Origin of the sequence: uncultured Dialister sp., from assembly GCF_900538805.1 — a bacterium.
Taxonomy (GTDB): domain Bacteria; phylum Bacillota; class Negativicutes; order Veillonellales; family Dialisteraceae; genus Dialister.
Map to the genome: position 1 here is coordinate 1 of NZ_UPZP01000040.1, position 17,466 is coordinate 17,466.

Consider the following 17,466-nt stretch of genomic DNA (forward strand, 5'->3'; position numbering starts at 1 on the left):
TAAGAGCCGTATGCGGGAAAACTGCAAGTACGGTTCTGTGAGGGGCGGACAGAGTAATCTGATTCCGTCTACTCGACTCAAATGGTTCAAATGGTTCAAAGGGTGGTGGTATCGCCCTGTCGGGCGATGAGTATATAGCCGCCTGCGGCGGCGTCTGCTTCACGGTAAAGCGTCTCACGTGATTTTCAAGTCGCTGCGCTCCCTTATAAATCACGTTCGCTTGCCATCCTGGTGGGGGGGATTCTGATGGTGCTGCATTGTGGTACTTATGAGTACAAAAGCTGAGTGGAGAGTAAAGTTCCCCCTCCGGGGGAAAGGTGGTGCGTTAGCACCAAAAGGGGTGCATTTCCACGCGCCGCAGGCGCGGTTGTAAAGGTTTTTGCCGCCGATAGGCGGCATATATATTCATCGCCGCGAAGCGGCGGTACCATCACCCTCTGAACCCGGCCGCGCAGCGGCCCCTTGGGCGATACCACCACCCTCGGCCCGACAGGGCCGTCGCCCCCTTCTACACAACCCGCCGCTGCAGGCGGTGCACAGCGAACACATTTTGCACTATGCGAACTGGATTTGTAGGGAAGCGACAGCGCCCCGAAAATCCAGTGAGTCAGTGACAGCAGAGGATGAAGGAGCGAAGCGACGCACAAAATGTAGTGAGTCGTTTCCCCTTTAGTGGGCCATAACCTTCGGCCCGAAGGGCCGAGAACCCTCCCCTCTGAACTCTCCTGTGCTCGGGGATTCAGCTTAACCATGCCTTCCCGCCGACTGGTATTTATTAGCACTGTCCTAAATGTGCAGTATACCGAGATTCTTCGCTGCCGCTCAGAATGACGATGCTGGGCGGGAAGGCATTCCCGTAACGCTGATTTCATACTCATCGCCGCGAAGCGGCGATACCACCACCCTCTGAACCCGGGCCGCTCCGCGGCGCCGTACTCTCTCCTTTCCCAAGAACAGGGCGGAAATTTGAAAGAATTCTATTTTTTTGCTAAAATGGTACTGTTATCAGTTAGAGAGGTGCGAAATGTTTTTACATGAAATTATAAAAGGAGCAGACCCTGCCCATGCGGTGTTTGAGGGAGAATCCAGGGTAACCTATGGAGAAATGGAAGAGGAGCTTCGCCGCTATCGGAACTGCCTGTATCATATGGGTGTAGGCAGGGGCGACCGGGTGGCCCTGTATTCCGCCAACCGGCCGGAATTTGTGTATGTCTATCTGGCTGTGGTAAGCCTGGGGGCCATCATCATTCCGGTGAACAATTCCCTGGTGGACCGGGAAGTGGACTACATTATCAAAGACGCCGGCGCCACGCTTCTGGTGACGGATACGGCCCTGGAAGTCTCCTGTCCTTCCATTGACATCCATGACCTGGATTTCAAGGCTTCCGAGGATACCTGCCCCGAAGCGCCCCGGTTTCCGGAAGATATTACGGAAGACGACGTATGCGCCCTGGTCTATACCTCCGGCACCACCGGCAGTCCGAAGGGGGCCATGCTGACCCATCGGAATCTGGTGGGCAATGTGGAGCAGTTCATTTCCCGCATTGTCTTCAAACCGGAAGACAAGGTGCTCTGCGTACTGCCCATGTTCCACTGCTACGGCCTTACCACCGTGGTGAATGCGGGCCTCTACGCCCATTCCACCATTGTCATCTTAAGGTCCAAGAGTCCCACGGAAATCATCAATACCATTGTGGAACATTCCGTCACCATTGCCATCATGGTGCCGCCTATGTACAATCTGCTGGCAAGGCGGGGCGATCCTTCGGTGATGAAAACGGTGCACACCTTCATTTCCGGCGGCGCCTCCATTCCCCAGCCCGTGGCCCAGGCCTTCTATTTCCGCTTCCGCCATCCCGTGCAGGAAGGCTACGGCCTCACCGAAGCATCGCCGGTGGTCTGCGTCCTTCCCAGCGCGAAACCGAAGTACCTCACCAGCGGCCCCGTGCTCCCCGGCGTGGAGGCTTACATCCGCACCGAAAGCGGCGGCCCCTATGAGCCCGGCACGGTGGGCGAACTCATGGTGCGGGGTTCCAATGTCATGAAGGGCTACTGGAATAAGCCGGAGGAAACGAAAAAGGTCCTCTCCGAAGACGGCTGGCTCCGCACCGGCGACCTGGCCTACATGGATGCCGACAAGTACATCTACATTGTGGACCGCATCAAGGATTTGATTATTGTGAACGGGGAAAATATTTACCCCGGCGAAGTGGAGGATTGCATTTACGAAGTGGAAGGCGTGGCGGAATGTGCTGTGGTAGGCCATCCGGACCCCCTCCGCGGCCAGGCGGTATGGGCCTACGTGGTCATGAAGGATGGCTATGATTTTGATGAAAATAAAATCAGGAAGCACATGTCCAAGAACATTGCCAGCTACAAAATTCCCCGCCGCTTCATCCCCATGGATGCCCTGCCGAAGAATGCCACAGGAAAGATCCTGAAACGGGCGCTTCGGGATAATTGAGATTTGAAAAAGCATGCAAAAAGAGCAGCCACAAGGCTGCTCTTTTTATGTGTGCCATTAACGGTGCTTACGGTATTCCTGATAGCAAGGGGGTTCAGAAGGTTCAAATGGTTCAAAGGGTTCAGAGGGGAAGGTATCGCCGCTTCGCGGCGATGAATTTTATATGCCGCCGATAGGCGGCATATATACTCATTGCCGCGCAGCGGCTGTCAAACTTTAGAACGAGAGAACCCTCGGCCCGAAGGGCCGTTAACCCTTCTATACAACCCTTCTACATAACCAGTGGTGCCAGCGGTGCCTTCCCGCCGACCGGTATTTACTGCCATTTGTCTCATAAACGGCATGTACCAAGATTCTTCGCTGGCGCTCAGAATGACTGTGTCCGGCGGGAAAGCGCGTAACGCCGACTTTATATTCATCGCCCGTAAGGGCGATACCACAACCCTTTGAACCCTTTGAACCCTCTGCACCTTTTGAACCCGGGCCGCGCAGCGGCCCCATGGGCAATACCACAACCCTCAGCCACGAAGTGGCTGTCAAACTTTAGAACGAGAGAACCCTCGGCCCGAAGGGCCGTCAACCCTCACGCCCGAAAGGGCGTGTCCTATGGCGGCCCCTTATAGCTCCGGCAGTTCCCTTCCTTCCAGCATTTTCTGTACCATGCGGATATGTTTATCCACGGTGGCCAGTTTCCAGCGGGTTTCCAGCTCTTCCTCTCCGGAAAGGCGGAGGACGCATTTGCCGCTGTCTCCGGTGTAGAAGCCGCGGATGGCGTCCAGACGGACGTAGCCCAGGGTGGGCACCCGGTCGGCCATGCGGATCTGCACGAAGATGCTGCCGTCGTTCAGAAGGACGCCGGTACCCCGTTTCCCGTCGAACAGTTTCCGGCAGGCCCGGTTGTCGTTTCCCATGAAGGCGGCCAGGGTGTTCATATACCGCTCCACGCTGCAGAAGCGGCGGCAGCGCCTTCCGTCTTCGTAAACCACCATGCAGCCCCGGGCGGGGCCGTTCATGATGGGAATGAGTGCTGCAATCTGTGAAGGTTCCATTTCTTTCCTCCTCTATCATTCATTTCTGTTCCTGTTTGTATCGGGTAGGAAACGGCTGGACGTTTTCTGCATCTTCCCAATAAGAACGTTAGTTCCTTATAGATTATAATAGAACTGATGTTTGAAATCAAGCGGTGAAATCCATTTCTCCGTTTGCATGAGCATTTATCTGTAAAACGAATAAAAACGTAGGAAATCGATGAAAAACAAATATACATAGTCATATTGCAATTTTTTGATTCTAGTGTATAATTTGGTTAAATCACTTTTCTGCAGGAATTCAGACAACGCAGAGGTGACGGAGAAATGTACGGGGCACCGTACCATACTGGTGGATGATGTACACTGAAAAATGAGAGCCGAAAGGGTCCTCTGCCGAAGGAGTAATACTATCAGGCGTTCAGAAGAACACGAAACTGTGTACGGACACATCTCTGGAGAGTCCCATTCAATTGGGAGCCGAAGGTGTAAAGGAATTTCACCCGTAGAAATTCCGAATCTCTCAGGCAAAAGGACAGGGCTGGCACATGGGTAACTCCCGTGTTTTCTGTTACGCCAGCATCAGTCTCTTTGGAGCCTGAGTGCGGCGATTTTTTGTTTATGACAACAATTACGGGAAACAAGGGGGACATGATTATGGACATGGCACAGATTAATCAACTTGTAGGTACCATTGACGGGTTCGTATGGGGGCCTGTCATGCTGATTCTGCTGGTAGGCACGGGCATTTATATGACCGTAAGCCTCCGCTTCCTCACCTGGCGGAACCTGCCCTATGCGCTGAAGAGCGTATTCGGCCATGATGCCCGCACCACCAGCCGCGGCAGCGGCGACGTATCGCCTTTCTCCGCCCTCATGACGGCCCTGGCTGCCACCATCGGCACCGGTAATATCGTCGGTGTGGCCACTGCCATGTTTGCCGGCGGCCCCGGCGCCCTGGTATGGATGTGGCTTTCTGCCTGCTTCGGACTGTCCACCAAGTTTTCCGAATGTATGCTGGGCTTCAAGTACCGCGAAGTGAATGCGAAGGGTGAAATGAAGGGCGGCCCCATGTTCACCATGAAGAACGGCTTCAAGAACCGGAGAGCCGGCCTCATCATGGGCACCCTCTTTGCTTTCTTCGCCGTCATCGCGTCCTTCGGCATCGGCAACATGACCCAGGCCAACTCCATCAGCACCGCTGTGGAAACCACCTTCGGCATTTCCACCACCATCGTCGGCGCCGTGCTCACGGTGCTCACCCTGGCGGTCATCGTAGGCGGCATTACCTCCATTTCCAAGGTTTCCTCCGTGGTGGTTCCAGGCATGGCTGCCTTCTACATCCTGGCCGGCCTGCTCTGCATTGTTATTAATTATGAAAATATTCCTCACGGTTTATACCTCATCCTCATGATGGCCTTCGACCCCTCCGCCGTGGAAGGCGGTGTGGTAGGCACCATTACCGTGTCCGTCATGAATGCGGTCCGCTTCGGCGTGGCCAGAGGCTGCTTCTCCAACGAAGCCGGCCTGGGCTCGGCTGCCATTTCCGCTGCCGCTTCCACCACCGACCGTCCTGCAAGACAGGGGTATATTTCCATGACCGGCACCTTCATTGATACCATCATCGTATGCTCCATCACCGGCCTCACCATCGCCTCCTCCGGCGTTCTCGGCACCCTGGGCGCCGACGGCAAGCCTTTGACCGGCGTGGCTCTCACCATGGCCGCCTTCTCCACCCACCTGGGCACGGCAGGCAGCTACATCGTCTCCATCGGCATCATCCTCTTCGCCTACTCCACCATCCTGGGCTGGGAATACAATGGCGAAAAAGCCTGGGAATACCTCTTCGGCACCCATAAATACAACATCATTTACCGTGTCGTCTTCTCCCTTGTGGTATTCGTAGGCGCCACCCAGACCCTGGACCTGGTATGGAACCTCTCCGACATCGCCAACGCCCTCATGGCCATCCCGAACCTCATCTCCATCCTGGTTCTCTCCCCTGTGATTAAGGAAGAAGTCTTCTCCTTCCAGGAAGTGATCCGCCAGGAAAAGGCGGCCAAAAAAGCACTGGCCCATGAAACGGCTAATGAATCCGTGAAAATCTAGTATGTCTCCGCATTGTGAAATCAAAAACCCCGGCCGAAAGGCCGGGGTTTTGTGATGGCGGTGCAGGAACTGTTGAACCCTCTTGCGCTTGGGAATTCAGATTAACCATGCCTTCCTGCCGAACGGGATTCTTTAGTGGGCTAGTGAGCTGGTGAACTAGTGGACTAGTAAGTGTCACTATCTACATGTACCGAGATTCTTCGCCCGGGGTCAGAATGACCGGTGGGGCGGGAAGGTAAGTACGTAACGCTGATTTCATACTCATAGCCGCCAAAGGCGGCTATCCACACCCTCAGCGGCCGAAGGCCGCTGTCAAACTTAAGAACCCTCCGGCCGTAGGCCGGTCAATCTTTAGAACCCTTTTACATAACCCTTCTACACAACCCGCCGCCGCAGGCGGCCACAACCTTCGGGGCGAAGCCACGCCCAAAGGGCGCATCCCTTTGAACCCTCTGCTGCCTTCTTAACACATCCTTGGGCCCTGCGTGCCCTCCCCCTTTGGTGGCTGGCGCCACCACCTTTCCCCCGCAAGCGGGGGCACAATAAAGATTTGTGCGGCGGCCCCAATTAATAACCAAACCGTCCATATTCCATGAATTATAATTCAAATGGTATTATTCCCATATTTTATTGACTATTCAATTTCAATATATATAGAAATGTATAAAAGATTTCATAAATATATTGGTCCGCTGATATATATTTGCTATAATAGGGTAAATAATAAGTGCAAGTATATGAGGGAGGGCACGTTATGAACTTATCTGTACAAATTTTTATTTCCCTGGTCCTGTCCGTGGTGGTGGGCCTGGTGCTGGGGGACGGGGCGGCAGCTCCGGTGAAGACGTGGATTGCGCCTATCGGCACCATGTTTATTAACCTTATCAAAATGATGATTGTTCCGGTTGTTTTCTGTTCCCTGGTGGTGGGCATGACCTCCATGGGGGATATGAAGAAACTGGGCCGTATCGGCGTGAAGACGCTTTGCATTTATCTGGTGACCACGGCCATTGCCATTGTCATTGGCTTCGTGGTGGCCGGCGTGGTCCAGCCGGGCATCGGCATGGCCCTGCCTACGGATGCGGCGGCGCCGAAGGTGAAGGAAGCGCCCACCATTATGCAGGTCTTCGTGAATATGATTCCTGCCAACCCCATTGCCTCCATGGCGAAGGCGGACATTCTGCCGGTTATCATTTTCGCCCTTTTCGTAGGGGCCGGCATTGTATCCGTAGGCGGCAAACGGGCGGAAACGCTGATTACCTTCTTCGACGCCTCTGCGGAAGTGTGCTATAAGATTATCGGCATGATTATGAAGACCGCCCCCGTCGGCGTATTCTGCCTCCTCCTTCCGGTGGTGGTGCAGAACGGCCCGAAGGTGCTGCTGCCCCTTCTTTCCGTCATCATCTGCATGGCCGTGGGCAGCGTCATTCATGCGCTGTGCGTGTATTCTTCCATGACCACCATTGCCGCCCACATGAGTCCCCTGAAGTTCTTCCGGGGCATGTCGGAGGCCATGGCCATTGCCTTTACCACCTGCTCCTCCGCCGGCACCCTGCCTGTGAACATGCAGAACGTGCAGACGAAACTGGGTGTGAAGCGGGACATCGCTTCCTTCGTCCTGCCGCTGGGAGCTACCATTAACATGGACGGCACGGCGCTGTACATGGGCATCTGCTCCCTCTTCATTGCCAACGTATTCGGCATTCCCCTCACCATGGACCAGATGATGATGATCGTTTTGACCGGCACCCTGGCTTCCATCGGTACCGCCGGCGTGCCCGGTGCAGGGCTCATCATGCTGGCCATGGTGCTCCAGTCCGTGGGCCTTCCCATGGAAGGGCTGGCTCTGGTAGCCGGTATCGACAGGGTGCTGGATATGTTCCGTACCTGCCTCAACATCACCGGCGACGCCGCTGTGGCAGTGGTGGTGAATGCTACGGAAAAGGAATAATAAAGTCATAGAAGCATATTGTTTATTTCTCCATGATAATTTATAATAGTGACAACTTCACAAGTGGATGATGCATGCGGAAAAAGACACTAAGGAAAACGCCGGTTTAATCGGCAGCGATTCCCCAGGGTCTGCCGAAGGAGTAACACTATCAGGCGTTCATTGAACACGAAACTGCATGCGGACAAACTCTGGAGAGCCCCGGGCATTCCCGGGCGCCGAAGGTGCACAGGCCGGATTTCCGGCTGTAATCTCTCAGGCAAAAGGACAGAGCCGGGTGGTGATTGAAACCAATGACCGCCGGCTCTGTTTTGTTTTACTGAGCCGGCGGTTTTATTGTGGAGAGGAAGAATGGAAGCTTTTTAAAAGGAAATGCGGGTAGTGAATCTATAGGATTCAGGGGAGGTTGTTTCTATGTTAGTAGATGTATTGAACCAAATCGACAGTATCGTGTGGGGGCCCTGGCTCCTCATCCTTCTGGTGGGCACCGGCGTATTCCTGTCCTGTCGGCTGGGATTCCTGCAGGTCATGAAGCTGCCGAGGGCGCTGAAACTCATTTTCTTCGCAAGAAACAAGGGGGACGGGGACATTGATTCCTTCAAGGCCCTCTGCACCGCCCTGGCAGCCACCGTGGGCACCGGCAACATCGTAGGCGTGGCCACCGCCATCAAACTCGGCGGCCCGGGGGCCCTCTTCTGGATGTGGCTGGCCGCCTTCTTCGGCATGGCCACCAAATTCTCCGAAGGCTGCCTGGCCGTGAAATTCCGGCAGGTGGACGACCAGGGAAATATTGCCGGCGGTCCTATGTACTACATTGAAATGGGACTTGGCAAGAAATGGAAACCCCTGGCTGTGGCCTTTGCCCTCTTCGGCATTATGACCGCCATGCTGGGTAGCGGCACCACCACCCAGATGAACGCCATCATTTCCTCCGTGAACGCAGGATTCGGCGTTTCCACCTACATCACCTGCGCCATCGTCACCATCCTGGTAGCCATCATCACCTTCGGCGGCCTCCAGTCCATTTCCAAGGCCGCCTCCAAAATCGTACCGGCCATGGCAGTCATCTACTTTATTGTCACTGTCATTTTCCTTATCATGAACGCCTCTGAACTGCCCCATGCGGTGGGTGAAGTCATCAGCGGCGCTTTCAACGGCACCGCAGCTGCCGGCGGCTTCGCCGGCGCCGGCATTATGCTCACCATCCGGAGCGGCATCGCCAGAGGCCTCTACTCCAACGAATCCGGCCTGGGCAGCGCCCCCATCGTAGCCGCCGCCGCTAAAACCAAGTGGCCTGCGGAACAGGGCCTCATTTCCATGACCGGCACCTTCATCGACACCATCATCATCTGCACATTAACCGGCCTCACCATCATCGTATCCGGCGTATGGACCGGCACCACCAACGGCGCCGAAATGACCCAGGCCGCCTTTGCCACCACCTACGGGAGCCTGGCCCCCTTCATCCTCACCATCTCCCTCACCCTCTTCGCTTTCACCACCATCATCGGCTGGAACTACTACGGCGAACGGTGCTGGGAATACCTCTTCGGCACAAAGACCATCAAACTCTACCGCATCGGCTACATCGCCATCCTGGCCTCCGCTGTCTTCCTCAAGCTCGAAGCCATCTGGTCCCTGGCGGACATCGTGAACGGCCTCATGGCCATCCCGAACCTCATCGCCCTTCTGGGCCTCTCCGGCGTCATTACGGCAGAAACCAAGAAATACTTCAACCATCTGGCCATCAGGGATGCCAAACTGAAAGCCTACAAAGCAAGAAGAATAGGAAAGAAATAAAAGAAACCGGGCTGCGGCCCGGTTTCTTTATGGAGACACTGGCGGCGGGAAATTGTATTCCCGAAGGCAGGCGGGTTCAGAAGGTTCAAAAGGTTCAGAAGGTTCAGAGGGGAAGGTATCGCCGCGTTGCGGCGATGAGTTTTTATAATGCCGCCGCAGGCGGCAGCGAAAACCATACAACCGCGCCTGCGGCATCGGTCGGGCGATTCATTGGAAGGTCCTTTTATGTGCAGGCTAAGGACCAACTTCGCCCGACTTGGAGACCCTATGCAGGGTCCCCACAATGGAAATGCACCCCTATCCCTGCCTACGGCGGTACTTCTCCTAAAGGGAAGCATGTCACTGGATTCTCAGACATCGGGCCGGATGCCCAAAGGTAAGCGCCTTTATGGGCAGGCTAGGCGCCTACTTATCCGGCCTTGCGTATTCTATGCAGAATACGCACCTACGGTCCCTACGAATCCAGTTCCTTTGCCACCCCGGAGGGGGAAGTCTGCTCTACGCTCAGCTTCTAAACTCACAAGCAACTCAAGGCATAGCGCCGCTAAAACCTCCACCTAAAGGTGAAACGACTCACTATGATTTGCGCGTTGCTTCGCTCCTTCAAATCATGTTCGCTGTGCACCCCTCCGGGGGAGGTGCCGTAGGCAGAAGGGGTGCATTTCCACGCGCGTCAGCGCAGTTGTATGGTTTTTCCTGCAGAATGGCATTTATTGATGACTGTCTCAAATGCTCTGCACACCAAGATTCTTCACTGCGTTTAGAAAGACGATGCTGGGCGGGAAGGCAAAATCCGTAACGCCCTTGCCTCCCCCTGCTTGTCAGGGGGGAGGGGGACCGCGCAAGCGGTGGAAGGGGGCCGCCAAACGGCGGCATATAATACTCATCGCCCGCAGGGCGATACCTTCCCCTCTGAACCCTTTGAACCTTCTGAACCCTCTGAACCCGGCCGCGCAGCGGCCGCCATTCTGCCCTTTCCTCGCAAGTCCCCAAGTGTTATGCTATACATAAATCTACCAAATCAGGAGGAAGCCATGAATTACGCAGAAGACAAACCATTTCGGAAATGGGTGCTGGCGGCTCTTTTGACGGGGGCGGCGGTGCTCCTTTCCCCGCTTTTTTCTTTTCCCCTGGGGGTGACCAGGGCTTTTCCACTGCAGCACATGATTAATATTTTTCTGGCGGTGCTCTGCGGCAGCCGGTACAGCACGTCGGCAGCGTTCTGCACGTCGGTGATTCGGAATCTTCTGGGCACCGGAAGCCTTCTGGCCTTTCCGGGCTCCATGATCGGAGCCTTCCTGTCGGGGTTCCTCTACAGTCGTCTTCACACCCTGTGGGCGGCGGTGCTGGGGGAATTCGTGGGCACCTCCATCATCGGCGGCCTGGTTTCCTATCCCATAGCAGCCCTCTTCATGGGTTCCTCCAAGGGCGCCCTCTTCTATGTATCCCTCTTTTCCATTTCCTGCGGCGCCGGCTGTGTCATTGCCTATGTGGTTTTGAAGAGCGCCCGTATAATTCAAACAGAATTCATCAAAATGAGATAAAAAGTGGTTCCTGAATGAAATCGAAGCGCCTTTGGAGCGGATTCAAAAAGGAAGAACATGGAAATTTTCTCAAAAGAGACCGTCGGTGGTCTCTTTTTTTATGGATGCTATATGCTTTTTAGTACGGAAAACAGGCTATCCTTGCTATTTTATCATCAGGTGCTAATTCCTATTGACAGACTGATTCAATACGGGGTATAATGTTTTAGTTTCATAAGCTAAAAATCATTCAATTTCATACTATCGTTTTAAAAATAAAAATCCATTTGAGAATTTAAGAGAGCTTACCGAAAGCTCCGGGGAGAGAAAATGAGACACTGCCTTCTGAAAACCGCCATGGCCGCCCTGTTTGCGACCGCCGCTTTTACCGTTTCCGCCGCCAATCCTTTTGCCGATGTGGATACATCCTCCTGGGCCTACCAGGCCGTATCCCAGCTGTCCGACCAGGGCGTGGTGGACGGCTATCCCGATGGCACCTTCAAGGGAGATAAGAATGTGAGCCGCTACGAACTGGCCCAGATCATCGCCCGCCTCATGGCAAAGGAAGACAGCCTCAATGACAGCCAGAAAGCCATGGTGCAGAAGCTGTCTGCTGAATACGCCGACGACCTTCAGAACCTGGGCGTCCGGGTGAAGGAACTGGAAAAGAAGACAGGAAACCTCTCCACCATTACGGAACTCCGGGTGCAGGACATTCCCCGCTATGACAATGTATATAAGGACAGCAAATCCAGCCACGACGAACTGAGCCTTCGGGTGCGCATCAACACCATGGCCAATGTAAACGACAGAAGCACCGTGTACAGCCAGCTGGAAACCACCATGAGCATGAACGGCTCCACTCCCTTCGACCCGAACCGCCAGGACTGGTCCAGCCGCGAAAGCAGCGACGCCGATAAAACAAGGACCGGCTACGGCGATGGCGACTTCCACATGAACCGCCTGTGGGCTACCTACCACTTCGGAAAGAAACAGGATACCTCCAAGCTCCCCTTCGGTCCCTCCAAAAACCTCATCGGCATTGGCCAGTTCCCCGTTAAAATGGGTGTCACCGGCTACACCTACGACGGCCAGTTCAAAGGCGCCTTCATCTCCTTCGGCGACTACCGCCAGGGCGGCCGTTTCACCATCGCCCATGGCCGCGCTACGGATATCAACTATAACTATACCCGCCCCATGATTCATGGTATGGATATCAAAGGCTCCGGCAGCAATGCAGGTCTCATTTCCGCCGTTCTTTCCGCAGAAAATGGGGAATTTAACCAGGCCATCAATCGCGTTACCGGGGGAAATGCAGCTGCCAGAGAAGCTGTGATTAATAGCATTGTAGATAATGTGGAACATATTAAATCTCTTCCGGCTTCTGTGCAGGAGGGGGCTATGAAGCAGGCTGTAGGCACACTGGCTGGACAGCTGAAGGTGGATCCAACGACCATCATGGGTACGTTGACTAAAATTAACAGCATGTCTGCTGGCGGTATGACCATTAATAATGGCACTGCCGTATTTATGCAGAATGAAGACTGGGGCAGCGACCAGGATGTGCCGGTGACCTATGCTTCCTACATTTTCAAGAAACCGAAGCAGTGGGAATTCCATGCCTACGGCATGACTGCCAACGGTCCGGTAGGCAAAATCTGCAAGGCCTACGGTTTTGCCGGCGCCTACTACGTAACCCCCATGTGGCATGTACAGGGCGAATTCGTCAAGAATATGCGCAAGCTCCCTCTGAATGAAGAACGGCCCTACAGCTTCAACTACGGCCTTCACTACGGCACCGCCGATATTCTCCAGGGCGGCTCCTTCGAAGTGGGTCTGGACTACGTATACAGCCAGGCAGGCAGCTACTTCGGCGGCTCCTCCAATGACATTGTGGACCAGTACATGGGCCATGTATACAAGAACTGGCATGGCATGAAGAACGTACCGGCCTACATTGCCGATGTGCTGGAAGATAAGGCAAACGGCACCTACTCTTCCAATAAGAACTACGGCGGCGCTAAATTCTTCCTGGCCAAAGCCTCTTTCGTCCCCATGAGAGGCCTCATCATTGATGCGGAATACGGCTTCAATGCCAAAGACATGGGTGGACGGAAAATGGACAACATGTTCATGCTGAAAGCTACGGCATACATTAAATAATCGAATTGTGGCATGAAAAAACCGGATGAGAAATCATCCGGTTTTTCTGTTGGCAGACATATTCCCGAAGGAACCGGCGGCCAATGGCCGCAGAGGGGAGAATGGGGTAGAAGTAAATAACGGTATTCCCGAAAGCAAAAGGGTTCAGGCGCCTTTGGCGCCCGGGTTCAAGCCGCCATTGGGCTCACGCCCTTGGCGGCTCCGGTTCCGCCCACAGAGCGGGCTGGTTCAGAGGGCAGTTTTATATGCCGCCGCCGACAGGCGGCTATATACTCATCGCCCGAAGGGCGATACCACAACCCTTTGAACCCTCTGAACCTTTTGAACCCTCTGAACCCTCACGCCCAAAGGGCGTGTCCAATGGCGATACCACCACCCTCAGGCCCGCAGGGCCTATCAAACTTTAGAACCTTAAGAACCTTCGGCCCTTTAGGGCTGTCAACCTTCAGCGCCCAAAGGGCGCTGAACCCTATTCCTCCGCTTTCCCGTCTTCCACGATTTCCGCTGCCTTTTCCCACAGGAGCCCCAGAAGGAGGCCGGCGGCGAAGAAGAGGAGCCAGGACATGTTGGAGGAAGACAGGGGGAGGGATTCCATGAATGCCTCCAGCCGGGGCATGGAGAGCCCCGCCGCTTTCAGGGCGTCATAGAGGGAGGGGAAGAAGGTGAAGGCGGTGGCCAGGATGTACACCTTCCGGCTGCCATGGAAGAAATCGTTCAGGAAGGTGAGGAGGATGAGGGAAATGGACAGGGGATAGAGGAAAAGAAGCACCGGAATGGCGCCTTTGATAATGGCGGAGAGGCCGAAGAGGGCGATGAAGAAGGAAAGGACGGTGAAGAAGGTGGCCCAGGCCTTATGGGAGAAGCGGGGAAGAAGGGTGTGGAAATAGGCGGCGCAGGAAGCGATGAGGCCGATGGAGGTGGTGAGGCAGGCCAGGATGACGATGATACCCAGAAGGAGACTCCCCATATTTCCGAAATAGAAGGACGCAGCCCCCACCAGTACGGGAGCGCCGTTTTCCACGTGTCCCAGCACGGCGACGGAAGAGGCGCCCAGGGTGCAGAGGGCGGCGTAGATAAGGAACATGAAGAACGTGGAAATGAGACCGGACTTCAGCGCAGCCGCTGCGATTTCACGATTGGACGACAGACCGTAGAGGCGGATGGATTCCACCACAATGACGCCGAACACCAGGCCCGCCAGGCAGTCCATGGTATTGTAGCCCTCCAAGAGCGCCGAAGAAAAGGCCTTCACCGGCGTGTCGTAGGCAGGAGACGGCGCCATCCAGCTTCCCATGGGAAGGAAGAGGGACGCGGCGATGAGGATGAAAAGGAACGCCAGAAGCAGCGGCGTAATGCACTTGCCGATACGGGGCACCAGCTTGGAAGGACTGATGGAAAGGTACCAGGAAAGAAGGAAGAAAAGAAATACGAAGCCGTAAAGGCCCATGGTTCTCATATCCCCTGGAAGGAAATGGGAAATGGCGATTTCATAGGACACCGTGGCGGTACGGGGGATGGCAAAGAAGGGCCCGATGGTGAGGTACAGGGCGCAGCTGAAAAGAATGCCGTACACCGGGCTCACCCGTCCTGCCAGTTCCTGCAGGTTCTTCCCGGAAAAGCAGATGGCCAGCACCGAAGCAAAGGGCAGCCCCACGCCGGTCATCAGAAATCCCGCCGTGGCATACCAGGTATTCCAGCCGGAATTCTGTCCCATAAAAGCAGGAAATATCAGATTTCCTGCGCCAAAAAAGAGGGTAAACAGCATGAGCCCGATAGCAATGTATTCATTTGAAGTCTTTTTCATACAATTCCCATTTCTTTATTTAAATACGTCGAAACAACATAATGATATTTTATCATAAATTCTAAGGATTTGCATGAAAAAAGTGAATAATATATTAGTGAGCTGGTGAGCTAGTGGACTAGTGAGCTAGTCTGAGTCAATATCGGCAGGGACCGAGATTCTTCACTGTGTGGAGGTCCTGCATAGGACCTCCAAGTCAGCCGAAGTTGGCCCTTAGTCTGCACATAAAAGGGCTTTCCAATTGTCGGCTGACCGACCCAGAATGACGAGTAAGGCGGGAAGGTAAGCATGTAACGCTGTCTTCATACTCATCGCCCGAAGGGCGATACCTTCCCCTCTGAACCCTTTGAACCTTTTCTCCCTCCACAACCCTTCTACACAACCCACGGCGAAGCCGTGCCCCTTCCGCGCCCATGGGAATGCCGCCATATACCCATAGTGACACTACTTCCCTAAGGCTGTATAATAAAAAGAAAATCCGCCGCTTTGGCGGAGAGTGTACAGATGGAGGAACATATGGGTCTGAAAGAATACAAGCTGGCCTATGGCCATGGAACGCAGTCTGTCATGCTCCCGGAGGAGCATATTTCCGATGTGCTGGAAGGGGTGCCCACGCCTGCCTGTGACGTGAAGGAGGCCACCATCGAATGCATGCGCCATCCCATCGGCACAAAGCCCCTCAAGGAGCTGGTGAAGAAGGGGGATAAGGTGTGCCTGGTGGTGGCGGACATTACCCGTGCCTGGAACAGGGCTTCCGAATTTACTGTCCATGTGGTGAACGAGCTGAATCTGGCGGGGATTCCGGATGATGATATTTACATCGTCTTTGCCCAGGGCACCCACCGTCCCCATACGGACGAGGAAAATGTGACCTGCGTAGGGGAAGAAGTGGCACGGCGCATCAAAATGTACCAGCATATTTCCACGGACAAATCCATGCTCACCCACATGGGCGTCACCAAACTGGGCACCGACGTGTGGATTGATACCCGTGTGGCCAAGGCGGATAAGGTGATCCTTATCAACGCCATTTCCACCCACGACATGGCAGGCTTCGGCGGCGGCAGGAAGCTCATCCTCCCCGGCGTGGCAGGCTTTGAGACGGTGCAGCAGAACCACTGCCACGCCCTGGGACCGACGCTTGGAAGCGGCCTCAATCCGGATGCCAAACTTTTGAAAATCGAAGGCAATCCGGTGTCCGATGACATGCAGGAAGCCTGCGACATGGTGGGCCCCTGCTTCCTGGTGCACTCCATTATCAACGAAGAGGGGGAAATTTCCTCCATGGTAGGCGGCGACCCCTACAAGGCATGGCTGGAAGGGACGAAGGAAACCTACCGCATGCAGAAGGTGCCCATGAAACAGCAGGCCGACGTGACCATCGTTTCCGCCGGCGGCTACCCGAAGGACACGAACCTCTACCAGGGCACCAAGTGCTATACCACCGCTGAAATCGCCACGAAAAAAGGCGGCATCATCATTACCATGATTGAAGCGGAGGACATTATGGAACCGCCGGCCTACCTGGGCAGTTTCAAGTACAAGAACCTGGAGGACATGGAGAAGGGTCTTCGGGAATGCTTCACCATCCCCTTCTTCGTGGCCTTTGAAAACCTCATCACCGCCATGACCCACACGGTGTACATCGTCACCCGGCCGGAAAACTTCGACATCCTCCGGGGAAAGACCCACCAGATTCCCGTGGCCACCGTGGAAGAAGCCTGGGAGCTGGCGCAGAAACAGCTGGCAAAAGAAGGAAAGAGGGACTACTCCATCAACATCATCCCCCATGGCAGCGCTATTGTTCCTTTCTTAAAGAAATAAGGACATGATGAAATGAAGAAATCAATCCTTGCCTTCACCGCCGCTCTGGCTCTGTCCTTCTCTTTCACTGCTGGAGCCGCCGATTTCATCCATTTGAACGATTCCTCCTACGAAACCATGTGGCAGAAGGGGAAAACCATCAAAAAGCACGGCTCCCTGGAAAATCCCATGCACTACGGCGTGGAAATGCGCCACGGCACCATCGGCTCCAACCAGGTGGTGCTGGTGACGCCCTACACCGCAGGACTTTACATTTCCTCCACCGAAACCCTGCGGCTTCTGGACATCCCTTCGGACTTCAAAGGAGAGCTCCTCCAAAACCAGGACGTCCTCTTCATCGCGCCAGCCTACGTGCCGGTGCACCACCTCATCTCCTGGTCCACCGAAACCAAGGGCAGCGGCAGGGCGGAGCACCTGGTCCTGGTGAAGGACGGAAAATTCATTTTCCCAAGGTACACCATGAACCCCACGGTGGACAGCCTCCTTCCCCACAGCCACTTCGTCCGTTACTTCGGCTTTACCCGGAAGGAAATTCTGGACGTGCCCTACGAAGTAAGATACGTCAACGGCGAAGGGGACCTCATCTCCTTCAAAGTGGATAAGAAGGAGCTGGAAGAACTGATTCGGGAAGAAAAGAATTTCAGGGCGTAGCATTTGGAGCAATAAAAAAACTGCGACGAAATCGCAGTTTTTTTGTGCTATTAAGGAAGCACTGATTAATTCATAGAGTTTGCTTTTATAAGAATTTTTATGCACTGCTTCGTCATGAGGCTCCTTAAATAGCTCGCTATTCGCGTCGC

10 protein-coding genes and 2 riboswitches are annotated in these 17,466 nt (G+C 54.6%); of the genes, 8 read left to right on the top strand and 2 right to left on the bottom strand.

The window, feature by feature from the left end; all coding sequences use genetic code 11:
* The first annotated feature begins 1,024 nt into the window (after positions 1 to 1,024).
* Positions 1,025 to 2,464, top strand: a complete 1,440-nt coding sequence (locus QZQ29_RS05205; RefSeq protein ID WP_296960635.1) for an AMP-binding protein — start codon at positions 1,025 to 1,027, stop codon at positions 2,462 to 2,464.
* A 617-nt stretch (positions 2,465 to 3,081) separates the two neighbouring features.
* Here QZQ29_RS05205 and QZQ29_RS05210 read toward each other — a convergent pair.
* Positions 3,082 to 3,513, bottom strand: coding sequence for a hypothetical protein (locus tag QZQ29_RS05210; protein ID WP_296960638.1), 432 nt, complete (start codon positions 3,511 to 3,513; stop codon positions 3,082 to 3,084).
* 424 nt (positions 3,514 to 3,937) lie between these two features.
* Positions 3,938 to 4,041, top strand: a riboswitch (glycine riboswitch).
* A gap of 114 nt (positions 4,042 to 4,155) precedes the next feature.
* Between QZQ29_RS05210 and QZQ29_RS05215 the strand changes: the two genes are divergently transcribed.
* The 5 genes from QZQ29_RS05215 to QZQ29_RS05235 all read left to right on the top strand — a co-directional run bounded on the left by QZQ29_RS05215 (position 4,156) and on the right by QZQ29_RS05235 (position 13,038).
* Entirely contained in the window at positions 4,156 to 5,601 is a 1,446-nt protein-coding gene (locus QZQ29_RS05215; RefSeq protein WP_366663866.1) for a sodium:alanine symporter family protein, read from the top strand.
* Positions 5,602 to 6,355: 754 nt separating this feature from the next.
* Entirely contained in the window at positions 6,356 to 7,552 is a 1,197-nt protein-coding gene (locus tag QZQ29_RS05220) for a dicarboxylate/amino acid:cation symporter (RefSeq protein ID WP_296960644.1), read from the top strand.
* Positions 7,553 to 7,733: 181 nt separating this feature from the next.
* Positions 7,734 to 7,833: riboswitch (glycine riboswitch) on the top strand.
* Between the two features lie 133 nt (positions 7,834 to 7,966).
* On the top strand, positions 7,967 to 9,352 hold the full coding sequence (locus QZQ29_RS05225) for a sodium:alanine symporter family protein (protein ID WP_296960646.1): 1,386 nt from the start codon (positions 7,967 to 7,969) through the stop codon (positions 9,350 to 9,352).
* A gap of 1,034 nt (positions 9,353 to 10,386) precedes the next feature.
* A complete protein-coding gene (gene thiW, locus QZQ29_RS05230; protein ID WP_296960649.1) occupies positions 10,387 to 10,896 on the top strand; it encodes an energy coupling factor transporter S component ThiW in 510 nt (169 codons plus the stop codon).
* A gap of 309 nt (positions 10,897 to 11,205) precedes the next feature.
* Positions 11,206 to 13,038, top strand: a complete 1,833-nt coding sequence (locus tag QZQ29_RS05235; protein ID WP_296960652.1) for an S-layer homology domain-containing protein — start codon at positions 11,206 to 11,208, stop codon at positions 13,036 to 13,038.
* A gap of 469 nt (positions 13,039 to 13,507) precedes the next feature.
* Here the strand turns inward: QZQ29_RS05235 and brnQ are convergent, their stop codons facing one another.
* On the bottom strand, positions 13,508 to 14,842 hold the full coding sequence (gene brnQ, locus QZQ29_RS05240) for a branched-chain amino acid transport system II carrier protein (protein WP_296960656.1): 1,335 nt from the start codon (positions 14,840 to 14,842) through the stop codon (positions 13,508 to 13,510).
* A 516-nt stretch (positions 14,843 to 15,358) separates the two neighbouring features.
* Here brnQ and larA point away from each other — a divergent pair.
* Together larA and QZQ29_RS05250 are read left to right on the top strand one after the other, a co-directional pair.
* Positions 15,359 to 16,666, top strand: coding sequence for a nickel-dependent lactate racemase (larA, locus tag QZQ29_RS05245; protein ID WP_296960659.1), 1,308 nt, complete (start codon positions 15,359 to 15,361; stop codon positions 16,664 to 16,666).
* A 12-nt stretch (positions 16,667 to 16,678) separates the two neighbouring features.
* The gene (locus tag QZQ29_RS05250; protein WP_296960663.1) at positions 16,679 to 17,317 is read left to right on the top strand and encodes a hypothetical protein; all 639 of its coding nucleotides are present in this window, start codon (positions 16,679 to 16,681) and stop codon (positions 17,315 to 17,317) included.
* The last annotated feature ends 149 nt before the right edge of the window (positions 17,318 to 17,466 follow it).

Bases quoted from the DNA above. Each gene is read 5' to 3' on its own strand.
- QZQ29_RS05205 (WP_296960635.1), top strand. From the start codon at position 1,025: ATGTTTTTACATGAAATTATAAAAGGAGCAGACCCTGCCCATGCGGTG.
- QZQ29_RS05210 (WP_296960638.1), bottom strand. From the start codon at position 3,513: ATGGAACCTTCACAGATTGCAGCACTCATTCCCATCATGAACGGCCCC.
- QZQ29_RS05215 (WP_366663866.1), top strand. From the start codon at position 4,156: ATGGCACAGATTAATCAACTTGTAGGTACCATTGACGGGTTCGTATGG.
- QZQ29_RS05220 (WP_296960644.1), top strand. From the start codon at position 6,356: ATGAACTTATCTGTACAAATTTTTATTTCCCTGGTCCTGTCCGTGGTG.
- QZQ29_RS05225 (WP_296960646.1), top strand. From the start codon at position 7,967: ATGTTAGTAGATGTATTGAACCAAATCGACAGTATCGTGTGGGGGCCC.
- thiW (WP_296960649.1), top strand. From the start codon at position 10,387: ATGAATTACGCAGAAGACAAACCATTTCGGAAATGGGTGCTGGCGGCT.
- QZQ29_RS05235 (WP_296960652.1), top strand. From the start codon at position 11,206: ATGAGACACTGCCTTCTGAAAACCGCCATGGCCGCCCTGTTTGCGACC.
- brnQ (WP_296960656.1), bottom strand. From the start codon at position 14,842: ATGAAAAAGACTTCAAATGAATACATTGCTATCGGGCTCATGCTGTTT.
- larA (WP_296960659.1), top strand. From the start codon at position 15,359: ATGGGTCTGAAAGAATACAAGCTGGCCTATGGCCATGGAACGCAGTCT.
- QZQ29_RS05250 (WP_296960663.1), top strand. From the start codon at position 16,679: ATGAAGAAATCAATCCTTGCCTTCACCGCCGCTCTGGCTCTGTCCTTC.